15 protein-coding genes are annotated in these 15,407 nt (G+C 65.9%); 14 read left to right on the forward strand and 1 reads right to left on the reverse strand.

Translation table 11 applies throughout. From position 1 onward, the window contains the following. Positions 1 to 12: 12 nt before the first annotated feature. From EGH23_RS10125 to EGH23_RS26830, 12 genes are all read left to right on the forward strand, one after another. Positions 13 to 435: a M67 family metallopeptidase gene (locus tag EGH23_RS10125; RefSeq protein ID WP_328765928.1), complete on the forward strand. Its 423-nt coding sequence runs from the start codon at positions 13 to 15 to the stop codon at positions 433 to 435. Positions 436 to 727: 292 nt separating this feature from the next. Further along, positions 728 to 2,278 carry a high affinity choline transporter 1 gene (locus tag EGH23_RS10130; protein WP_220579899.1) on the forward strand — a complete coding sequence of 517 codons (1,551 nt, stop codon included), beginning with the start codon at positions 728 to 730 and terminating at the stop codon, positions 2,276 to 2,278. A 326-nt stretch (positions 2,279 to 2,604) separates the two neighbouring features. Continuing rightward, entirely contained in the window at positions 2,605 to 3,627 is a 1,023-nt protein-coding gene (locus EGH23_RS26300; RefSeq protein ID WP_220580300.1) for an AbrB/MazE/SpoVT family DNA-binding domain-containing protein, read from the forward strand. A 244-nt stretch (positions 3,628 to 3,871) separates the two neighbouring features. Continuing rightward, on the forward strand, positions 3,872 to 4,981 hold the full coding sequence (locus EGH23_RS10140) for an agmatinase family protein (protein ID WP_220579900.1): 1,110 nt from the start codon (positions 3,872 to 3,874) through the stop codon (positions 4,979 to 4,981). 410 nt (positions 4,982 to 5,391) lie between these two features. Further along, complete coding sequence (locus tag EGH23_RS10145) at positions 5,392 to 6,702, forward strand: urea ABC transporter substrate-binding protein (protein ID WP_220579901.1); 1,311 nt, start codon at positions 5,392 to 5,394, stop codon at positions 6,700 to 6,702. Between the two features lies 1 nt (position 6,703). Continuing rightward, positions 6,704 to 7,591 carry an ABC transporter permease subunit gene (locus EGH23_RS10150; RefSeq protein ID WP_220579902.1) on the forward strand — a complete coding sequence of 296 codons (888 nt, stop codon included), beginning with the start codon at positions 6,704 to 6,706 and terminating at the stop codon, positions 7,589 to 7,591. Further along, positions 7,592 to 8,746 carry an ABC transporter permease subunit gene (locus tag EGH23_RS10155; RefSeq protein WP_220579903.1) on the forward strand — a complete coding sequence of 385 codons (1,155 nt, stop codon included), beginning with the start codon at positions 7,592 to 7,594 and terminating at the stop codon, positions 8,744 to 8,746. After that, entirely contained in the window at positions 8,743 to 9,534 is a 792-nt protein-coding gene (locus EGH23_RS10160) for an ABC transporter ATP-binding protein (protein WP_220579904.1), read from the forward strand. The genes EGH23_RS10155 and EGH23_RS10160 overlap by 4 nt, the downstream gene beginning before the upstream one ends. Next, a complete protein-coding gene (locus tag EGH23_RS10165; RefSeq protein WP_220579905.1) occupies positions 9,531 to 10,235 on the forward strand; it encodes an ABC transporter ATP-binding protein in 705 nt (234 codons plus the stop codon). The genes EGH23_RS10160 and EGH23_RS10165 overlap by 4 nt, the downstream gene beginning before the upstream one ends. Positions 10,236 to 10,299: 64 nt before the next feature. Then, complete coding sequence (locus EGH23_RS10170; protein WP_220579906.1) at positions 10,300 to 12,180, forward strand: PINc/VapC family ATPase; 1,881 nt, start codon at positions 10,300 to 10,302, stop codon at positions 12,178 to 12,180. Between the two features lie 242 nt (positions 12,181 to 12,422). Further along, positions 12,423 to 12,590 carry a hypothetical protein gene (locus EGH23_RS10175; protein ID WP_220579907.1) on the forward strand — a complete coding sequence of 56 codons (168 nt, stop codon included), beginning with the start codon at positions 12,423 to 12,425 and terminating at the stop codon, positions 12,588 to 12,590. A 5-nt stretch (positions 12,591 to 12,595) separates the two neighbouring features. Next, a complete protein-coding gene (locus EGH23_RS26830) occupies positions 12,596 to 12,730 on the forward strand; it encodes a hypothetical protein (RefSeq protein ID WP_268899427.1) in 135 nt (44 codons plus the stop codon). 1 nt (position 12,731) lies between these two features. Here the strand turns inward: EGH23_RS26830 and EGH23_RS10180 are convergent, their stop codons facing one another. Further along, complete coding sequence (locus tag EGH23_RS10180) at positions 12,732 to 12,998, reverse strand: MarR family transcriptional regulator (RefSeq protein WP_135306228.1); 267 nt, start codon at positions 12,996 to 12,998, stop codon at positions 12,732 to 12,734. A 179-nt stretch (positions 12,999 to 13,177) separates the two neighbouring features. Between EGH23_RS10180 and EGH23_RS10185 the strand changes: the two genes are divergently transcribed. Further along, the gene (locus tag EGH23_RS10185; RefSeq protein WP_236044760.1) at positions 13,178 to 13,474 is read left to right on the forward strand and encodes an EMC6-like membrane protein; all 297 of its coding nucleotides are present in this window, start codon (positions 13,178 to 13,180) and stop codon (positions 13,472 to 13,474) included. Positions 13,475 to 13,477: 3 nt separating this feature from the next. After that, a complete protein-coding gene (locus EGH23_RS10190) occupies positions 13,478 to 15,316 on the forward strand; it encodes a ribosome biogenesis/translation initiation ATPase RLI (RefSeq protein WP_220579908.1) in 1,839 nt (612 codons plus the stop codon). Positions 15,317 to 15,407 lie beyond the last annotated feature (91 nt).

The raw sequence follows: 15,407 nt of genomic DNA on the forward strand, positions 1-15,407 counted from the left end.
CGCGGCCTGATCGTGCCAGCGCCGATCCGAGAGCGCCTCGCGGAGACCGCCGAGGCCGCACACCCCCGCGAGGCCGGCGGATTCCTCGCCTGTGAGCGCCGCGGCGACCGCTTACGCGCCGTTTCGCACGTCGACCTCGACAACGAGGCCGAGGAGCCGACGCGGCGATACGTCGCGACGGTAGACGAGCGCGCCCCCGCTCGTCCGCGCGTGTTCTATCACTCACACACCTCCGCGGCCTCCCCGTCGGGACTGACGGAGACGGACAGGCGCAACATCCCCGAGCGGTTCGCCCTCGTCGTCTTCGCCCCGCACGGTGAGCCGTACAGTTATCGCCTGTTCCGACGAGGGCTCCTCCCGTGGCGCGAACTCCCGGTCGAGGCGGCGAAGACCGACGAGTCGCCGACGCGCGCTCGCCTCCCGCGACTCGTCTGAAGCGGCGTCTCCCCACAGTAACCTTATACAGTACAAGGAGTTCCGAGAGGTACGCATCGTCCCCACCCACTGGAACTGTTCGAACGTCCATCCGTCTCATGGGACGGTTTGGGGACGTGCATGTACGATCAGAGACGGTAAACAATCACAGGATAAGCTCTTTTTACTGTGGATGATTCGTCAATTCTGTAACCCATATGCGACCGGACGTACACGCAATCCGCAGGAAGGTTCGCGTATCGCACATCGCTTCGCGGGAAACCGCCCGATTCGTCAACCGGGGGGTGGGTCGGTGAGCGTCATCGTCTACGGACTGGCGGCCATCGTGGTCGTGATGCTCGGCGTCGGCCTCTACGTCTCGAAGTACATCAACGGCGACAGCGTCAACTACATCATCGCGGGCCGGGGGTTGATTCTCCCGCTCGCCGCGGCGACGCTGATGGCCCAATCGCTCGACGCGAACGCGACGCTCGGCAACACCGACCTGACCGCCTCCTTCGGCTTCTGGGCCGGCGCGGCGCTGCCCATCGGGCTCGCGCTCTGTCTGTTCGTCACCGGCCTGTTCTTCGCGAAGCCGATGAACCGGATGGACCTCGTCACGCTCCCGGACTTCTACCGCCGGAAGTACGGCCGCGGCGTCGAGGTGCTCGCGAGTCTCATCATGGTGCTGAGCTACGCCTTCCTGCTCGCCGGGAACCTCGTCGCCGGCGGCTACCTCTTCCAGACGTTCGTCGGCACCTCGTACTTCACGGGCGTCGTCGCCATCGCGGCCATCATCTTCGCGTACACCATCGCCGGCGGCCTCTTCGCGGTGGCTTACACCGACGTGATTCAAGCGTTCGTCGCGCTGGCCGGGTCGCTCGCGCTCGTCGCCTTCGTCGCGATGAACTACGGCATCACGATCCCCGAAGGGATGGGACCGACGGCGCTCGGCCAGCTCACCGACCCCTCGAAGGGCGCGTACGTCAACCTCGCCACCATCGCCGCGCTCGGACTCGGCGACATCGTCGCTCTGGACTTCATGGAGCGCGTCTTCGCGGCCGACGACCCGGAGACGGCACAGAAAGCGTGTTTCATCGGCAGTCTCGGGACGCTCGTCATCGGGATCCCGTTCTCGATGGTCGCGCTCTCGGCCGGTTCCATCCTCCAGTCGATGGGCGTTCAGGCCGGCGAACAGGCGGTCCTCTACGTCCTCTTACAGAACGCCGTCCCGCCGTGGCTGGCGGCGCTCGTCCTCGGGGGTATCGTCGCCGCCTCGTTCTCGACGGGCGACGGCGCGATCTTGGGTACCTCGTCGGTCATCGCCCGCAACATCGGCGACATCCGCGTCGACGAGAAGACCGAGGCCGACCCGACGGCGGCCGACGGCGGCTTCTTCAGTCACGAGAGCGACAAGCTCCTGAAGGTCACCCGCATGATGGCGGTCCCGATTACCCTGCTGGGCGTGTTCTTCGCCCTTCGCGTCCCCGCGACGGGGATGTTGCTCGTCCTGGCGTTCGACATCATGTTCGCCGGCGCGCTCGTCCCGCTGGCGCTCGGTCTCTACTGGCCCGACGTGGCGACGACGCCCGCGGCGCTGGCCTCGATGATTTCCGGCAGCGTGACTCGCCTCGCCTTCTTCGTCCTGATTCCGGTCACCTACGGCTACGAGAACACGCTCCTGTACGTCCAGAACGACGTCTTCACCGCCGCCTTCGACGGCATCCCGACGTTCATCGCACCGACCGTGAGTCTCACCGTGTTCCTCGCGGTCGGCTACGCCACCCGGGAGAGCTACGGCGTCCGCAGCCTCGACCGGCAGGGCCAGCGGACCATCGTCGCCGGCGGCGACGACGATGACTGATAGAGACTGTCGTAGCTGTGTTGCGGTATTCGCCGATCCGGTCTCGGCGACCTACCGAAATGACTTACGACAGTCTCTATGACCGCTCGGCCGCCGACCGGTTCTTCGTGTTCGGCCTCGCACTGGTCGTCGCCCTGTTGGCTCTCACGCTCGTGTTCGTCGTCGTGAGTGGCTAGGCGAGACATATTCAGACATATTGCACGTATTGTGTCAACCGAAACCCGAATCTACTATCCGATAGTGTGTTTTATTCGAATAGAGATGAACGTCCGTCCAGCGAAACTCTCAACGCGGAGTGCCCTGCCGTGAACTCCGATTACGTCCGCGTGAAACGGAAGGTCCAGCAACTCGGCTCCTCGACGCTCGCGGTGACCGTCCCGGCCGAGTGGGCCCGCCACCACGGGATCGAGAAGGGCGACGAGGTCATCGTCCAGCGCGACGAGAACGGCGGCTCGCTCCTGTTAGTTCCCGAAGAACCCACCGTCGAAGACGCGAGCGCGACCATCGACGCCGACTCGCTGTCGCCCGACGCGCTGGGTCGGGCCGTCATTACCCAGTACGTGCTCGGCCGACAGCTCATCCGCGTCGAGTCGTCGTCGCCGCTTTCGCCCGATCATCACGACGCGATCTTCCGGACGGAGCGACAGCTCATGGGGCTCGGGATCGTCGAGCAGGCGAAACAGACCGTCACCGTCCGGTGTTCGGTCGCACCGGGCGATTTCGACCTGCCGACGCTGCTGGGCCGGCTCAGTCGAACGGAGGCGACGATGCGAACCGAGAGTCTCGCAGCGCTAATCGAGGGCGACGTCGACCGGGCGCGGGCGGCGTCTAACCGTCACGAGCAGGTCGAGAAGCTCTTCTACCTCTTCTTGCGGCTGGTCTTCGCCACGTACCGGAACCCGCAACTCAACCAGGAGGTGGGACTCGACACCGGCTTCCCGCTCATCGGCTTCCGATCGGTCGCACAGGACGTCTCGCTGATGGCCGGGCTCGCCCGCGATATCGCCGACCTCGCCGTCGAGAGCGACGGCGAAGCGCCGGACGACGAGCCCGCCGAGAGACTCCGCGACCTCGGCGAGGCGCTCGACGAGGCGGTGTGTGCGACCATCGACGCCGTCACGACTCCCGACTACGGAGCCACCGAGACCGCCCGCGACCGACTGGCGGCCGTCGACGAACACGTCGCCGCCTGCAACGACCAATTGGCTAGCGAGCGCCCCGAACCCCTGCTGGAACTCCAGCGAGCGGTCGTCTTGCTGGAACGGTGTGTCCAGCACGCGCGCGACAGTCTCGACGTGGCGACTCACCTCGCGTTCCGGACCTCGCCGGACCTCGTGAACAGCGAGTGACGGCCGCCGCTTTTCTCGATAGCGCCATCGCGAGCGACAGCTGCGTCGCGCGGCCACTTCGCCCCCCGTTCTCGCCCGTCCTAGTACACCTAGAGGAGACTCGAACGGTACATGCCTACGGATGGTCTCCCCGGTGAGTATTACACATCCGAAGGAACGTTTTTCAATAGTCGTCGATCATCCACTGTTGTCGAATAAGTCGGGCGAAATCCCAACTGAAATCCGAGATAACACCACGATCACTATGTCTGAAGAACGCAACGGCGAAGACATCTACGGCGAGAAGCACAAGGAAGCGAACGAACCCATCTTCAGCGGCGTCCCGACGTTCCTGAAACTGCCCGAGGCCGAGCGAGGCGAACTCGACGAGGAGGACGTGGACGTCGGCATCCTCGGCGCGCCGCTGGACACGGCGACGACCATCCGCCCGGGGACGCGCTACGGGCCGCGCGCGGTCCGCGCCGCCTCGACGGTCCCCTCGCCGCCCTACGAGCACTTCAACATCGAGACCGGCGTCGACCCCTTCGACACGTTCAGTGTGGCCGACACCGGCGACGCCACGGTGTCGCCGGGCGACACCCGGCAGAGCCAGCTGAACATCGAGGACGCCGTCTACGAGATCAGCGAGCAGGCGACGCCCGTCGTCATCGGCGGCGACCACTCCATCTCCTACCCGGACATCAAGGGCTGGGCGGAGGCCAACGGCTACGAGGACATCGGTCTCATCCACTTCGACTGCCACGCCGACACCGGCGAGGACGGGCTCACCGGGTTCGAGTACGACCACGGCGCGTGGGTCAAGCGCGTCTACGACGAGGGCATCATGGCCGGCGAGAACTACACCCTCGTCGGCCCGCGCGGCTTCTGGCCCGGTCCCGACACCTACGAGGACATGCGCGACGCCGGCATGAAGTGGTACACCGCGATGGAGGTCGGCAACATGGACTTAGACGACGTCGTCGCCGACGCCGTCCAGCGCGCGACCGACGGGACCGACGCCGTCTGGGTCTCCTTCGACGTGGACGTGATGGAACCGGCCTACTGCCCGGGTACCGGTGAACCGGAACCGGGCGGGCTCATCCCCCGCGAGGCCATCTACATGGTCCGAGAGGTCGTCAAGGCGCTCGATCCCGAGGACTTCGGCTTCGACGTGGTCGAGGTCTCGCCGGCCTACGACGTGAGCGACTCGAACTCCTACAACGGCGGCATCACCAGCGGCTTCGCCAACCGCCTCATCATCGAGGTGCTCGGCAGCATGGCGCTGGCGTCGAAGGGTCTCGAATCGGGCGACCCGATCAAGCCGAAGGAACCGCTCGGGCCGACCGAAGCGACCGAGACGCCCGCCGACGACTGAGGTCGACTGGGTTACCGACGGCCATCACTCACTGACACCCGCAGAAATCTTTCAGACCGGCCGACCGCGCCGCTCTCCCGTCACATCCGCGGCGGCCCACGCCGTCTTTCGACCCGGAAACGCAGGCCGACTCTTTTCGCAACTCGGAATAGTTGATGTTCTCAGATTATCTCCCAGGTAGAGACAAACATCTGGTAAAATCCCCGTATCCTTTCAGATCCTAATACACAAGGGAAGATGGTTGGACATCTATAAGATGGAAGTGCAAACCCTTATTTACTATCTCGGAAATCGAAGGAACGTCAGCAGATGATGGACGAATACCCACATATTGCGCGTAGTTCGTACATGGAAGAGGTAGTTTTCCCAGTATTCAGACCAGATTGTAAACTCATCTCGGGTGATCTCGCGTGAGTCGGAAGGGCGTCAGCCGACGGCGCTTCGTCACCGCTGGCGGTGCCGCGCTGGTCGCGGGGCTCGCCGGCTGTTCACAGAGCAGCGGGAGCGGCGCGTCGACCGACGGGAAGAGCAGCGGCGAGACCGTCGAGATCGGCGTCTTGGAGGACCGCTCGGGCACGTTCGCGCTCAACGGCACGCCGAAGTGGCAGGCCAGCAAGCTCGCCATCGAGGAGATCAACGCCGACGGCGGCATCGACGGCGCCCAGATCGAGCTGTTCGACCCGGACCCCCAGTCCGACAACTCCCGGTACAAACAGCTCACCCGGAAGATGATCCAACAGCGCGACGTCGACGCGCTGTGGGCCGGCTACGCGTCCTCGACGCGGGAGGCGATCCGCCCCATCGTCGACCGCCAGGACCAACTGTACTTCTACACCACCCAGTACGAGGGCGGCGTCTGTGACAAGAACGTCTTCGCGGTCGGGCCGACCGCCCGCCAGCAACTCGGCAGCGTCCTCCCGTATCTGCGCGAGGAGTACGGCCCGAAGATCTACACCATCGCCGCCGACTACAACTTCGGCCAGCTCTCCGCGGACTGGGTGAAGGTGCTCGCGGACGAGAACGACGCCGAGGTGATCGGCGAGGAGTTCATCAGCCTCGACACCTCGCAGTTCAGTTCGACGATCAACAACATCCAGGAGGCCGACCCCGATTTCGTCATGTCGATGCTCGTCGGGAAGAACCACACGGCCTTCTACAAGCAGAAGGCCTCTGCCGGGCTGGACGTGCCCATCGGCACCTCGACGGCGATGGCGCAGGGCTACGAGCACCGCCGCCTCGAACCGCCGGCGATGGAGAACATCTACGCGGGCGTCAACTACATGGAGGAGATCCCGAGCGAGAGCAACACGAGAGACGGCGGCTTCGTCGACCGGTTCTACGAGATGTTCCCCGACGCCCCGTACATCAACGAGGAGGCCCAGACGAACTACTTCTCGACGTACATGTACAAGAAGGCCGTCGAGCAGGCCGGCACGTTCGAGCAGCCGGAAGTCAAGGAAGCGCTCGAATCCGGCATCAGCCTCGGTCCGGAGCACGCCCCGGAAGCGCCCGAGGGCGGGTCGATCGAACTCGACGGCGCGACCCACCACGTCGACCACCACATGTGGGTCATGAAAGCCGACGCCGAGCACGACGTGACGGCGGTCAAAGACGAGAAGATCCCCGAGAAGTTCCTCTCGGAGACGGTCGGCTGCGATCTCACGCAGGAGGACGAGGAGACGCAGTACACCCCGCGGGACTACTTCGAGGAGGCCGAGTAGGATGGTCAACGGGCTGAACCTCGCCTTCCAGTACCTCCAGCAGTTCTCGGTGCTGGTGCTCGCGGCCGTGGGGTTGGCCATCATCTTCGGTATCATGGGCGTCATCAACCTCGCGCACGGGGAGTTCATCATGGTCGGCGCGTACGCCACCGTCTTCGGCTACCACGACCTCGGCCTCCCGCTGCTCGCGTCGATGGTACTCGCAGTCGTCGTGACCGCCGCCTTCGGGTTCGTCGTCGAACGCCTGCTCGTCAAGCGGACCTACGGGCGGCTGTTCGACTCCATGGTCGTCACGCTGGGCCTCAGTCTCGTGTTGTCACAGGGAATGCTCGTCCTCCGGGGGACCTCCGAGCCGTCGATTCCGACGCCCTTCGGGACCATCTCCTACGGGGCGTTCTCCCAGTCGCTCTACAAGGTCGCGCTCGCGCTGGTGGCCGTCGGCGTCCTCGCCGTCGTCTACTGGCTGTTCACGCACACTGAGTACGGCATTCGAGCCCGCGCGACGATCCAGAACGAGGAGATGTCCCGCGCGCTGGGCGTCACGACCGAGCGCGTCTACAGCCAGACGTTCGCGATCGGTTCGGCGCTGGCCGGGCTGACCGGCGCGCTGCTCGCGCCGCTGGTCTCGGTCAACCCGACGATGGGCGGCACCTACCTGGTCAAGTCCTTCGTCGTCGTCGTGGTCGGCGGTCCCTCGGTCGTCCTCGGCACCGGGCTGTCCGGCGGACTGCTCGGCGCCGTCGACGCCGGCGTGACGTACTTCTACGACCAGACGATGGGGAGCATCGTCCTGCTGGTCGTGACGGTGTTCGTCATCCGGTTCTTCCAGGACGGCATCACCGGGTTCGTCGAGCGCGCACGCGACCGCCTCGCGGCGGAGGGGGCGTAGATGGCCGACGACCACGCCCTCTCCGGCCTCGGTAAGCGCTTCGAGGGGCCGAACACGGTCGGGAGCGGCCGCGGCTTCTGGGCCGCGCTCGCGGTCGCCGCCGCGGTGCTGTTCGCGTACCCGTCGCTCACCGGCATCTATCAGGCCACGCAGCTGTCGCGGTATCTCGTCGCCGCGTTCCTCGCGCTGTCGCTCGCGTTCGTCTGGGGGTACGCCGGCATCCTCAGTTTCGGACAGAACGCCTTCTACGGCCTCGCGGCGTACGCCTTCGCCGTCACCGTCGGCAACCTCGCCTCGCCGCTCGGGACGACCACGGCGGTCTTCGTCGCCGTCGGCTTCGGCGCGCTCGCGTCGCTCGTGCTGGGCTACTTCATGTTCTACGGCGGCGTGCGCGACGTGTACGTGACGATCACGACGCTGGTCGTCACCGTCGTGCTGAACACCTACGGGACGACCGCAAGCCAGGTGTTCGTCGGCTCGGTCAACCTCGGGGGCGACACCGGCATCGGAATCACCGACGTCGTCCTGGGCGCTGGCCCCGTGACCGTCGACCTCGTCCAGCCGCTCACCTACTACGTCATCGCCGGGCTCCTGGTGGCGACGTACCTCGGCCTGCGCGTCTTCGTCAATTCGGACTTCGGCCGCGTGATGGTCGCGATCCGCGAGGACGAGGACCGCGCCGAGATGTTCGGCTACGACGTGAAGTTCCGGAAGCTCGTCGTCTTCACCATCGGCGGCGGGCTGGCCGGGCTGGGCGGCGTCCTCTACATGTTCCAGTCGTACTCGGTCACGCCCGAGACGGTCTTCAGCGCCGCCGCCGCGGCGCTCCCGGTCGTCTGGGTCAGCGTCGGCGGCCGGAAGACGCTGCTCGGCCCCATCGTCGCCGCCGTCGCCACCGAGTGGGTCCGCACCGCGGCCGCCGTCCAGTTCCCGGAGGTGGCCCGGATCGGCGTCGGTCTCCTGATGATCGTCTCGATCCTGCTCCTGCCGGAGGGCGTCGTGCCGGGCGTTCGAGGCGTCTATCGCTACTTCGGTCGACACGGCCTCCGCGGCGGGAGCCGACGGGCGACCGAACGGGCCAGACGCGCGCTCGGCCGGACCCTCCGCGGACGGCTCCCCGGTACCGAGAACGCGCGGGAGGTGGCCCGCGAATGAGTCAGAGTCCCTCGGGCGACCCCAACGTCAGGGAGACCGCCGCGCAACTGGCGACCGGGACGAACACCGAGACGCTGTTGCAGACCGACGACGTGGTCAAGCGCTTCGGCGGGTTCACCGCGACGGACCACGTCGACTTCGGCGTGAAGGTCGGCGAGATACGGTGTCTCATCGGGCCGAACGGCGCGGGCAAGAGCACGCTGATGAAGCTCGTCACGGGCCAGCACCCCGTGACCGAGGGGAGCGTCTACTTCGACGGCACCGATATCACTGACGACGACCCCCACGAGCGGATCGACCGCGGCCTCAGCATGAAGTTCCAGGTGCCGAGCGTCTTCGAGGAGCTGACCGTCCGCGAGAACGCGCGGCTCCCGATCCAGCGGTTCGCGAGCGGCGACGACCGCCGCCGGCGCGTCGACGAGTCGCTCTCGGCCGCCGGCCTCGACGGCGAGGACGACGCGCGCGCCGGCGACCTCTCGCACGGCCAGCAACAGCAACTCGAGATAGCGATGGCCGCTTCGCTGGAACCCGACCTCCTCCTGCTCGACGAACCGGTCGCCGGGCTCTCGACGGAGGAGCGCCGGGCCATCGCCGAGCGGATCGAGACGCTCAACGAGGAGCGGGGCATCGCCTTCATCGTCATCGAACACGACACCGACTTCGTCGAACGGATATCCGAGAAAGTGACCGTGCTCCACCAGGGGTCGGTGTTCCGAGAGGGGACCATCGACGAGATAAAAGCCGACCCGGAGGTCCAGCGGATCTACCTCGGAGGTGACGCGGAGTGACGCTCCTGTCGCTCTCCTCGGTGACCGTCGGCTACGAGTCGACGCCGATTCTGCGGGACGTGGATTTCTCCGTCGAGCGCGGCGAGATCGTCGGCGTCATGGGCAAGAACGGCGTCGGCAAGACGACGCTGATGAAGACGGTCATCGGCCTGCTCGAACCGTGGCAGGGGACGATAACCTACGACGGTACCGACCTCACGACCAGTAGCGCGGACGAGCGCGCCCGCGCCGGCATGGGGTACATCCCGCAGGGCCGGGACGTCTTCCCAGATCTCTCCGTCGAGCAGAACCTCGAGATGGGCGAGCACGTCAACGCCGGCTCCGACGACTACCGCTACGACGAGATATACGACTTCTTCCCGGTCCTCGAAGAGCGGGCGAGTCAGGACGCGGGGACGCTCTCGGGCGGCGAACGGCAGATGCTCGCCATCGCCCGTGCGCTCGTCTCGAACCCGGACCTGCTCTTGCTGGACGAACCGAGCGAGGGCGTCCAGCCCTCTATCGTCGACCAGATCAGCGCCGACATGCGCACCGTCAACGAGGAACTCGGCACGACCATCCTCTTCGTCGAGCAGAACCTCGGCGTCATCCGCGAGATGGCCGACCGCTGCTACGCGATGGAGCGGGGCGAGATCGTCGACGAACTCGAAGGGGCGCAACTGGACGACGAGGACGCCATCGCCAGCTATCTGGCGGTCTGAACGCCGGCCCTTTTCCCGTCCCCCAAACGGACGCTCTTTTAAATGGTCGTCCCGAACACGGGGTATGGAAATCGTACCGGACACGAGCGTGGTCATCGACGGCCGCGTGTCCGAGCAGGTAGAAGCCGACGCCGACCCGGACTCGGACGTGGACGGCATGGGCTTCGCCGGCGCGACCGTCGTCGTCCCCGAAGCCGTCGTCGGCGAACTCGAAGCACAGGCCAACGACGGCCGGGAGACCGGTTGGGAGGGTCTCGAAGAGCTCCAGCGGCTGGTCAACCTCGCCGACGAGGGCACCGTCGACCTCGAGTACGTCGGTCGCCGCCCCGACGCCGTCGAGAAGCGCGACGCCGGCGAGGGCGAGATCGACGCGCTCATCCGCGACGTGGCGCAGAACCGCGAGGCGACGCTGGTGACGAGCGACGACGTGCAGGCCGAAGTCGCCCGCGCGAAGGGTCTCGACGTGGAGTTCATCGAGCCGCGAGGACGCACGATCGAGCGCCTCCAGATCGAGAACTTCTTCGACGAGGGGACGATGAGCGTCCACCTCAAGGTCGGGGTCAAGCCCTACGCGAAGAAGGGCTCCATCGGCGACATGCACTACCAGCCGATCCGCGACGACCTCGCCACCGAAGAGGAACTCCGAGGGTACGCCGAGGACATCGAGGAGGCCGCCCGCTCCTCGCCCGAGGGCTTCCTCGAACTCGACGAACCGGGGATGAGCATCGTCCAGTTCAAGGACATGCGTATCGCCATCGCCCGGCCGCCGTTCTCCGACGCGCGCGAGATCACGGCCGTGCGACCCATCGTCAAGACGGAGTTAGACGACTACGAACACGCCGACGAACTGCGCGAGCGCTTCACCGAACACCAGCGCGGCGTCCTCATCTCCGGGTCGCCCGGTGCCGGGAAGTCGACGTTCGCGCAGGCCGTCGGCGAGTTCCTCGTCGACGCCGACTACGCGGTCAAGACGATGGAGAAGCCGCGGGACCTGCAGGTCGGTCCCGACATCACCCAGTACACCGCGCTGGGCGGGTCGATGGAGAAGACCGCCGACTCGCTGCTGATGGTCCGGCCGGACTACACCATCTACGACGAGGTCCGGAAGACCGACGACTTCGAGGTCTTCGCGGACATGCGACTCGCGGGCGTCGGGATGGTCGGCGTCGTCCACGCGACGCGGGCCGTCGACGCCCTCCAGCGCCTCATCGGCCGCGTCGAGTTGGGGCTCATCCCGCAGATCGTCGACACCGTCGTCTACATCGAGGCCGGCGAGGTCCACACGGTCTACGACGTGACGACCGAGGTGAAGGTCCCGCAGGGGCTGATGGAGGAGGACCTCGCGCGCCCGGTCATCGTCGTCCGGGACTTCGAGACCGGCCAGCCCGAGTACGAGATATACACCTTCAACCGGCAGGTCGTCACCGTCCCGCTGAACGAGGACGACGACGAGCAGGATTCGGGCGTCGACCGCCTCGCGAAGCAGGAAGTCGAGCGCGAGATCCGCGCCATCGCCCGCGGCCACGTCGACGTGGAACTCCGCGGGCCGAACAACGCCGTCGTCTGGGTCGAAGACGACGACATCCCGCAGGTCATCGGGAAGGGCGGCGGCCGCATCACCGACGTGGAGAACCGACTGGGCATCGACATCGACGTGCGGACGCTCGAGGAGAAGCCCACCGGCCCCTCCGGCGGTCCTCAGACCGACAGCGGCGGCAGCCAGCAGGGCGAGGTCGTCCAGCCCGAGGTCACCTCTCGGCACGTCATCGTCCCGCTCGACGGGCACGCGGGCGACACCGTCGAGGTGCAGGCCGACGGCGAGTACCTCTTCACCGCGACGGTCTCCCGCGGCGGCGAGATCCAGGTCTCGCGCGGCTCGGGTATCGCCGAGGAGCTAGAGCGAGCCATCGACCGCGGGATGACGATCACCGTCGTCCCGTCGTAGATCTTTCGGCCCTTTTTCGCTGGACTGCCGAGTCGAAAGCCACGACTCCTGTCGTCCCTGCGGGAGTCGTTCGTGAGCCGGTTCGAGCGCGATTCTCGGAAACGCGCGCGTCAAATATTCGTCGTTAGAAGTGGACGTGCGGACCGCGTTCGAGCACTGTATTGTAGTATGTATCACTATATAAGGTATCTATACGACATTCGCCCATAGTTATTTGGTGCCGCTGCAGTGTTACTTGTGATATGGACCTCCCCGACGCCACCCCCGGTTCGGAACTCCGTCTCGACGCCGACGACCGCCGCTCGGCCCGCGACGGCGACAGGTACTGTCGCCACTGTCAGGAGATCGCGCTCGCGTTCGACCCCCGCGCTAACCGGGCGCGCTGTCGCGCCTGCGGCGAACTGGCCTGAGAACGATGAGCCTCCGACAGCGGCTCCGCGGGAGTTTCCGACGCGGGCCGACGTACGAGTGCGCGTTCTGTCGGCTGACCTTCGAGGACGAGCGAGACTACTGTCCGGCCTGCGGCTGGACGGTCAGAGAAGCCGGCTGAATCAGTCGGAGACGGCCGCGTCGGCCTGTTCCGCGGGCTGCTCGGTTATCTCGTAGAGGTTCTGTCGGGCGTCGGCGAAGTAGACGTCCTCTTCGATGACACCGACCTCGTCGAGGCGTTCGAGGGCGTAGCGGACTGTGCGTGCAGAAAGCATCGACTCCTCGACGATGCCCTTCTGGGTGAGCGGCCCGTCGTATTCCAGCACCTTGTAGACGAGCTTCGCGCTCGGTGGAAGGTCTGCGATGGCCTCCCCATCGGATTCCGTCATTACCTGTTACGAATGTCGCCGGATGCATAAAGATTGAGGAGTCAGTTCGCCAGACGGGCGTTCACGGAGAAACGGAGCGCCGTCGGGCTATCGGCGTCCGTTCCGCCGCCGTGGCGGGCCGGCCGACGCGGGGTACTGGAACCGCGCCCCTTTTGGTGAAGGGTAGTTCAGTACTGCGTATGGCAACGGAAACGGCGGACGGCATGAGTTCCCACATGCGGGGACTCACTGTCACGACGATAACGGCGGTCGCGGGGATCGCGGCGGCGTTGGTCTCGGACGCCGTGGCGACGGGTCCCGGCGACGTCACCGGCATCGTCGTCGTCGCAGTCGCCGTCCTCGCACAGTTCCCGATACTTCGGGTCATCGGCATCGGTCCGGACGACCTCTCGACGAAGGACGTCCTCTACGTCGCGTTCATGACTTTCGCGCTCTGGTTCGTCTCGTGGGGCATCCTGCTGACCGCGGGGGTGTGATCGATGGCGGAGGACAGCATCGCGGTCGTCGACTTAGAACGGTGTCAGCCTGACCGCTGTAACTACGAGTGCATGAACTACTGCCCGCCCAACCGGAGCGGGAAGGAGTGCATCGTCAAGCGCGGCGACGAGTACGAGGAAGACGAGGAGTTCGACGGGAAACCCGACCAAGTTCGCATCTCCGAGGAGATCTGTCTGGGCGAGTCCTGCGGTATCTGCGTCAACAAGTGCCCGTTCGACGCCATCGAGATCATCAACCTCCCGCAGGAACTGAACGACGACCCGGTCCACCGCTACGGCGAGAACTCCTTCGCGCTGTACGGCCTGCCGGCGCCCCAGGAGGGGCAGGTGACGGGTATCCTCGGGCCGAACGGCATCGGGAAGACGACGGCCGTCCAAATACTCGCCGACGAGATGTCGCCGAACCTGGGCCGCTACGGGCAGTCGGTCGGCTGGGACGACGTACTCGACGAGTATCGCGGCACCGCGCTACAGGACTACCTCGAACAGCTGCGCGACGGCGACGTCTCCGTCGCGCGCAAACCGCAGTACGTCGACCGCATCCCGGACCAGTTCGACGGGAAAGCCCGCGAGTTGCTCGAACGGACCGACGAGCGCGGCGAACTCGACTACCTCATCGACCGCACCGACATCGGCCCGGTCGTCGACAGTAACTTAGACGACCTCTCCGGCGGCGAACTCCAGCGCGTGGCGCTGGTGGCGACGCTGGCCCGCGACGCCGACTTCTACTTCCTCGACGAGATCACGCCGTATCTGGACATCGGCCAGCGGATGACCGCCGCGCGCCTGATCCGGGAGCTCGCCGAGGACGGCGACCGCTCGATGCTCGTCGTCGAGCACGACCTCGCCATCCTCGACCTGCTCGCGGACAACATCAACGTCGCCTACGGGACCCCGGGCGCGTTCGGTATCATCACCTCGCCGAAGTCCACGAAGAACGGCATCAACGAGTACCTCTCGGGGTATCTGGAGAACGAGAACATGCGCATCCGCCAGACGGAGATCGAGTTCGAGGAACACGCGCCTCGGACCGCCTCCACGGGCGACGTGGTCATCGAGTACCCCGACCTGACCAAGAGCTACGGCGACGGGGAGTTCTCCCTCGACGTGGACGCCGGCACCATCCGCGAGAGCGAGGTCCTCGGCGTGGTCGGCCCGAACGGCATCGGGAAGTCCACGTTCGCGAAGATGCTCGCCGGCCGACTCGAACCGACCGAGGGAAGCGTCGAGTCGGACCTCGACATCGCCTACAAGCCGCAGTACATCGAGATCGACCAGCCGATGCGCGTCGACGCCTTCCTCTCCTCTATCACCGACGACTTCGGTACCTCCTACTGGAACACCGAGATCGCCCAGCCGCTCCAGCTCGACGCCGTGATGGAACAGCAGCTCACGGACCTCTCGGGCGGGGAGCGTCAGCGCGTCGCCATCGCGGCCTGTCTCTCGAAGGACGCCGACCTCTACCTACTGGACGAACCGTCGGCACACCTCGACGTCGAACAGCGGGTGCTCGCCACCTCGGCCATCCGCCGCTACGCCGAGAACCACGACGCGACGGCGATGGTCATCGACCACGACATCTACATGATCGACTTACTCGCGGACCGACTGCTCGTCTTCGAGGGCGAACCCGCGGAGCACGGGTACGCGACCCCGCCGCAGGGCATGCGCGAGGGGATGAACGAGTTCCTCTCGAACCTCGACATCACGTTCCGCCGCGACGAGCGAACGTCCCGGCCGCGCATCAACAAGCCGGGGTCCCAACTCGACCGCGAGCAGAAGAACGCGGGCGAGTACTACTACTCGCCCGACGAGAGCTGAGCGCTACCGCCGCTTCTCCGTAGTTAGCGGCGGCGATGATGCGTCGAACGGGTGGTTTCAATTTAGTTACCAGGTGCAGTCCACGGGTTCT

It is taken from the genome of Haloarcula nitratireducens (genome assembly GCF_019599505.1).

Bases quoted from the DNA above. Each gene is read 5' to 3' on its own strand.
- EGH23_RS10150 (WP_220579902.1), top strand. From the start codon at position 6,704: ATGGTCAACGGGCTGAACCTCGCCTTCCAGTACCTCCAGCAGTTCTCG.
- EGH23_RS10185 (WP_236044760.1), top strand. From the start codon at position 13,178: ATGGCAACGGAAACGGCGGACGGCATGAGTTCCCACATGCGGGGACTC.
- EGH23_RS10175 (WP_220579907.1), top strand. From the start codon at position 12,423: ATGGACCTCCCCGACGCCACCCCCGGTTCGGAACTCCGTCTCGACGCC.
- EGH23_RS10190 (WP_220579908.1), top strand. From the start codon at position 13,478: ATGGCGGAGGACAGCATCGCGGTCGTCGACTTAGAACGGTGTCAGCCT.
- EGH23_RS10170 (WP_220579906.1), top strand. From the start codon at position 10,300: ATGGAAATCGTACCGGACACGAGCGTGGTCATCGACGGCCGCGTGTCC.
- EGH23_RS10140 (WP_220579900.1), top strand. From the start codon at position 3,872: ATGTCTGAAGAACGCAACGGCGAAGACATCTACGGCGAGAAGCACAAG.
- EGH23_RS10180 (WP_135306228.1), bottom strand. From the start codon at position 12,998: ATGACGGAATCCGATGGGGAGGCCATCGCAGACCTTCCACCGAGCGCG.
- EGH23_RS26830 (WP_268899427.1), top strand. From the start codon at position 12,596: ATGAGCCTCCGACAGCGGCTCCGCGGGAGTTTCCGACGCGGGCCGACG.
- EGH23_RS10160 (WP_220579904.1), top strand. From the start codon at position 8,743: ATGAGTCAGAGTCCCTCGGGCGACCCCAACGTCAGGGAGACCGCCGCG.
- EGH23_RS10155 (WP_220579903.1), top strand. From the start codon at position 7,592: ATGGCCGACGACCACGCCCTCTCCGGCCTCGGTAAGCGCTTCGAGGGG.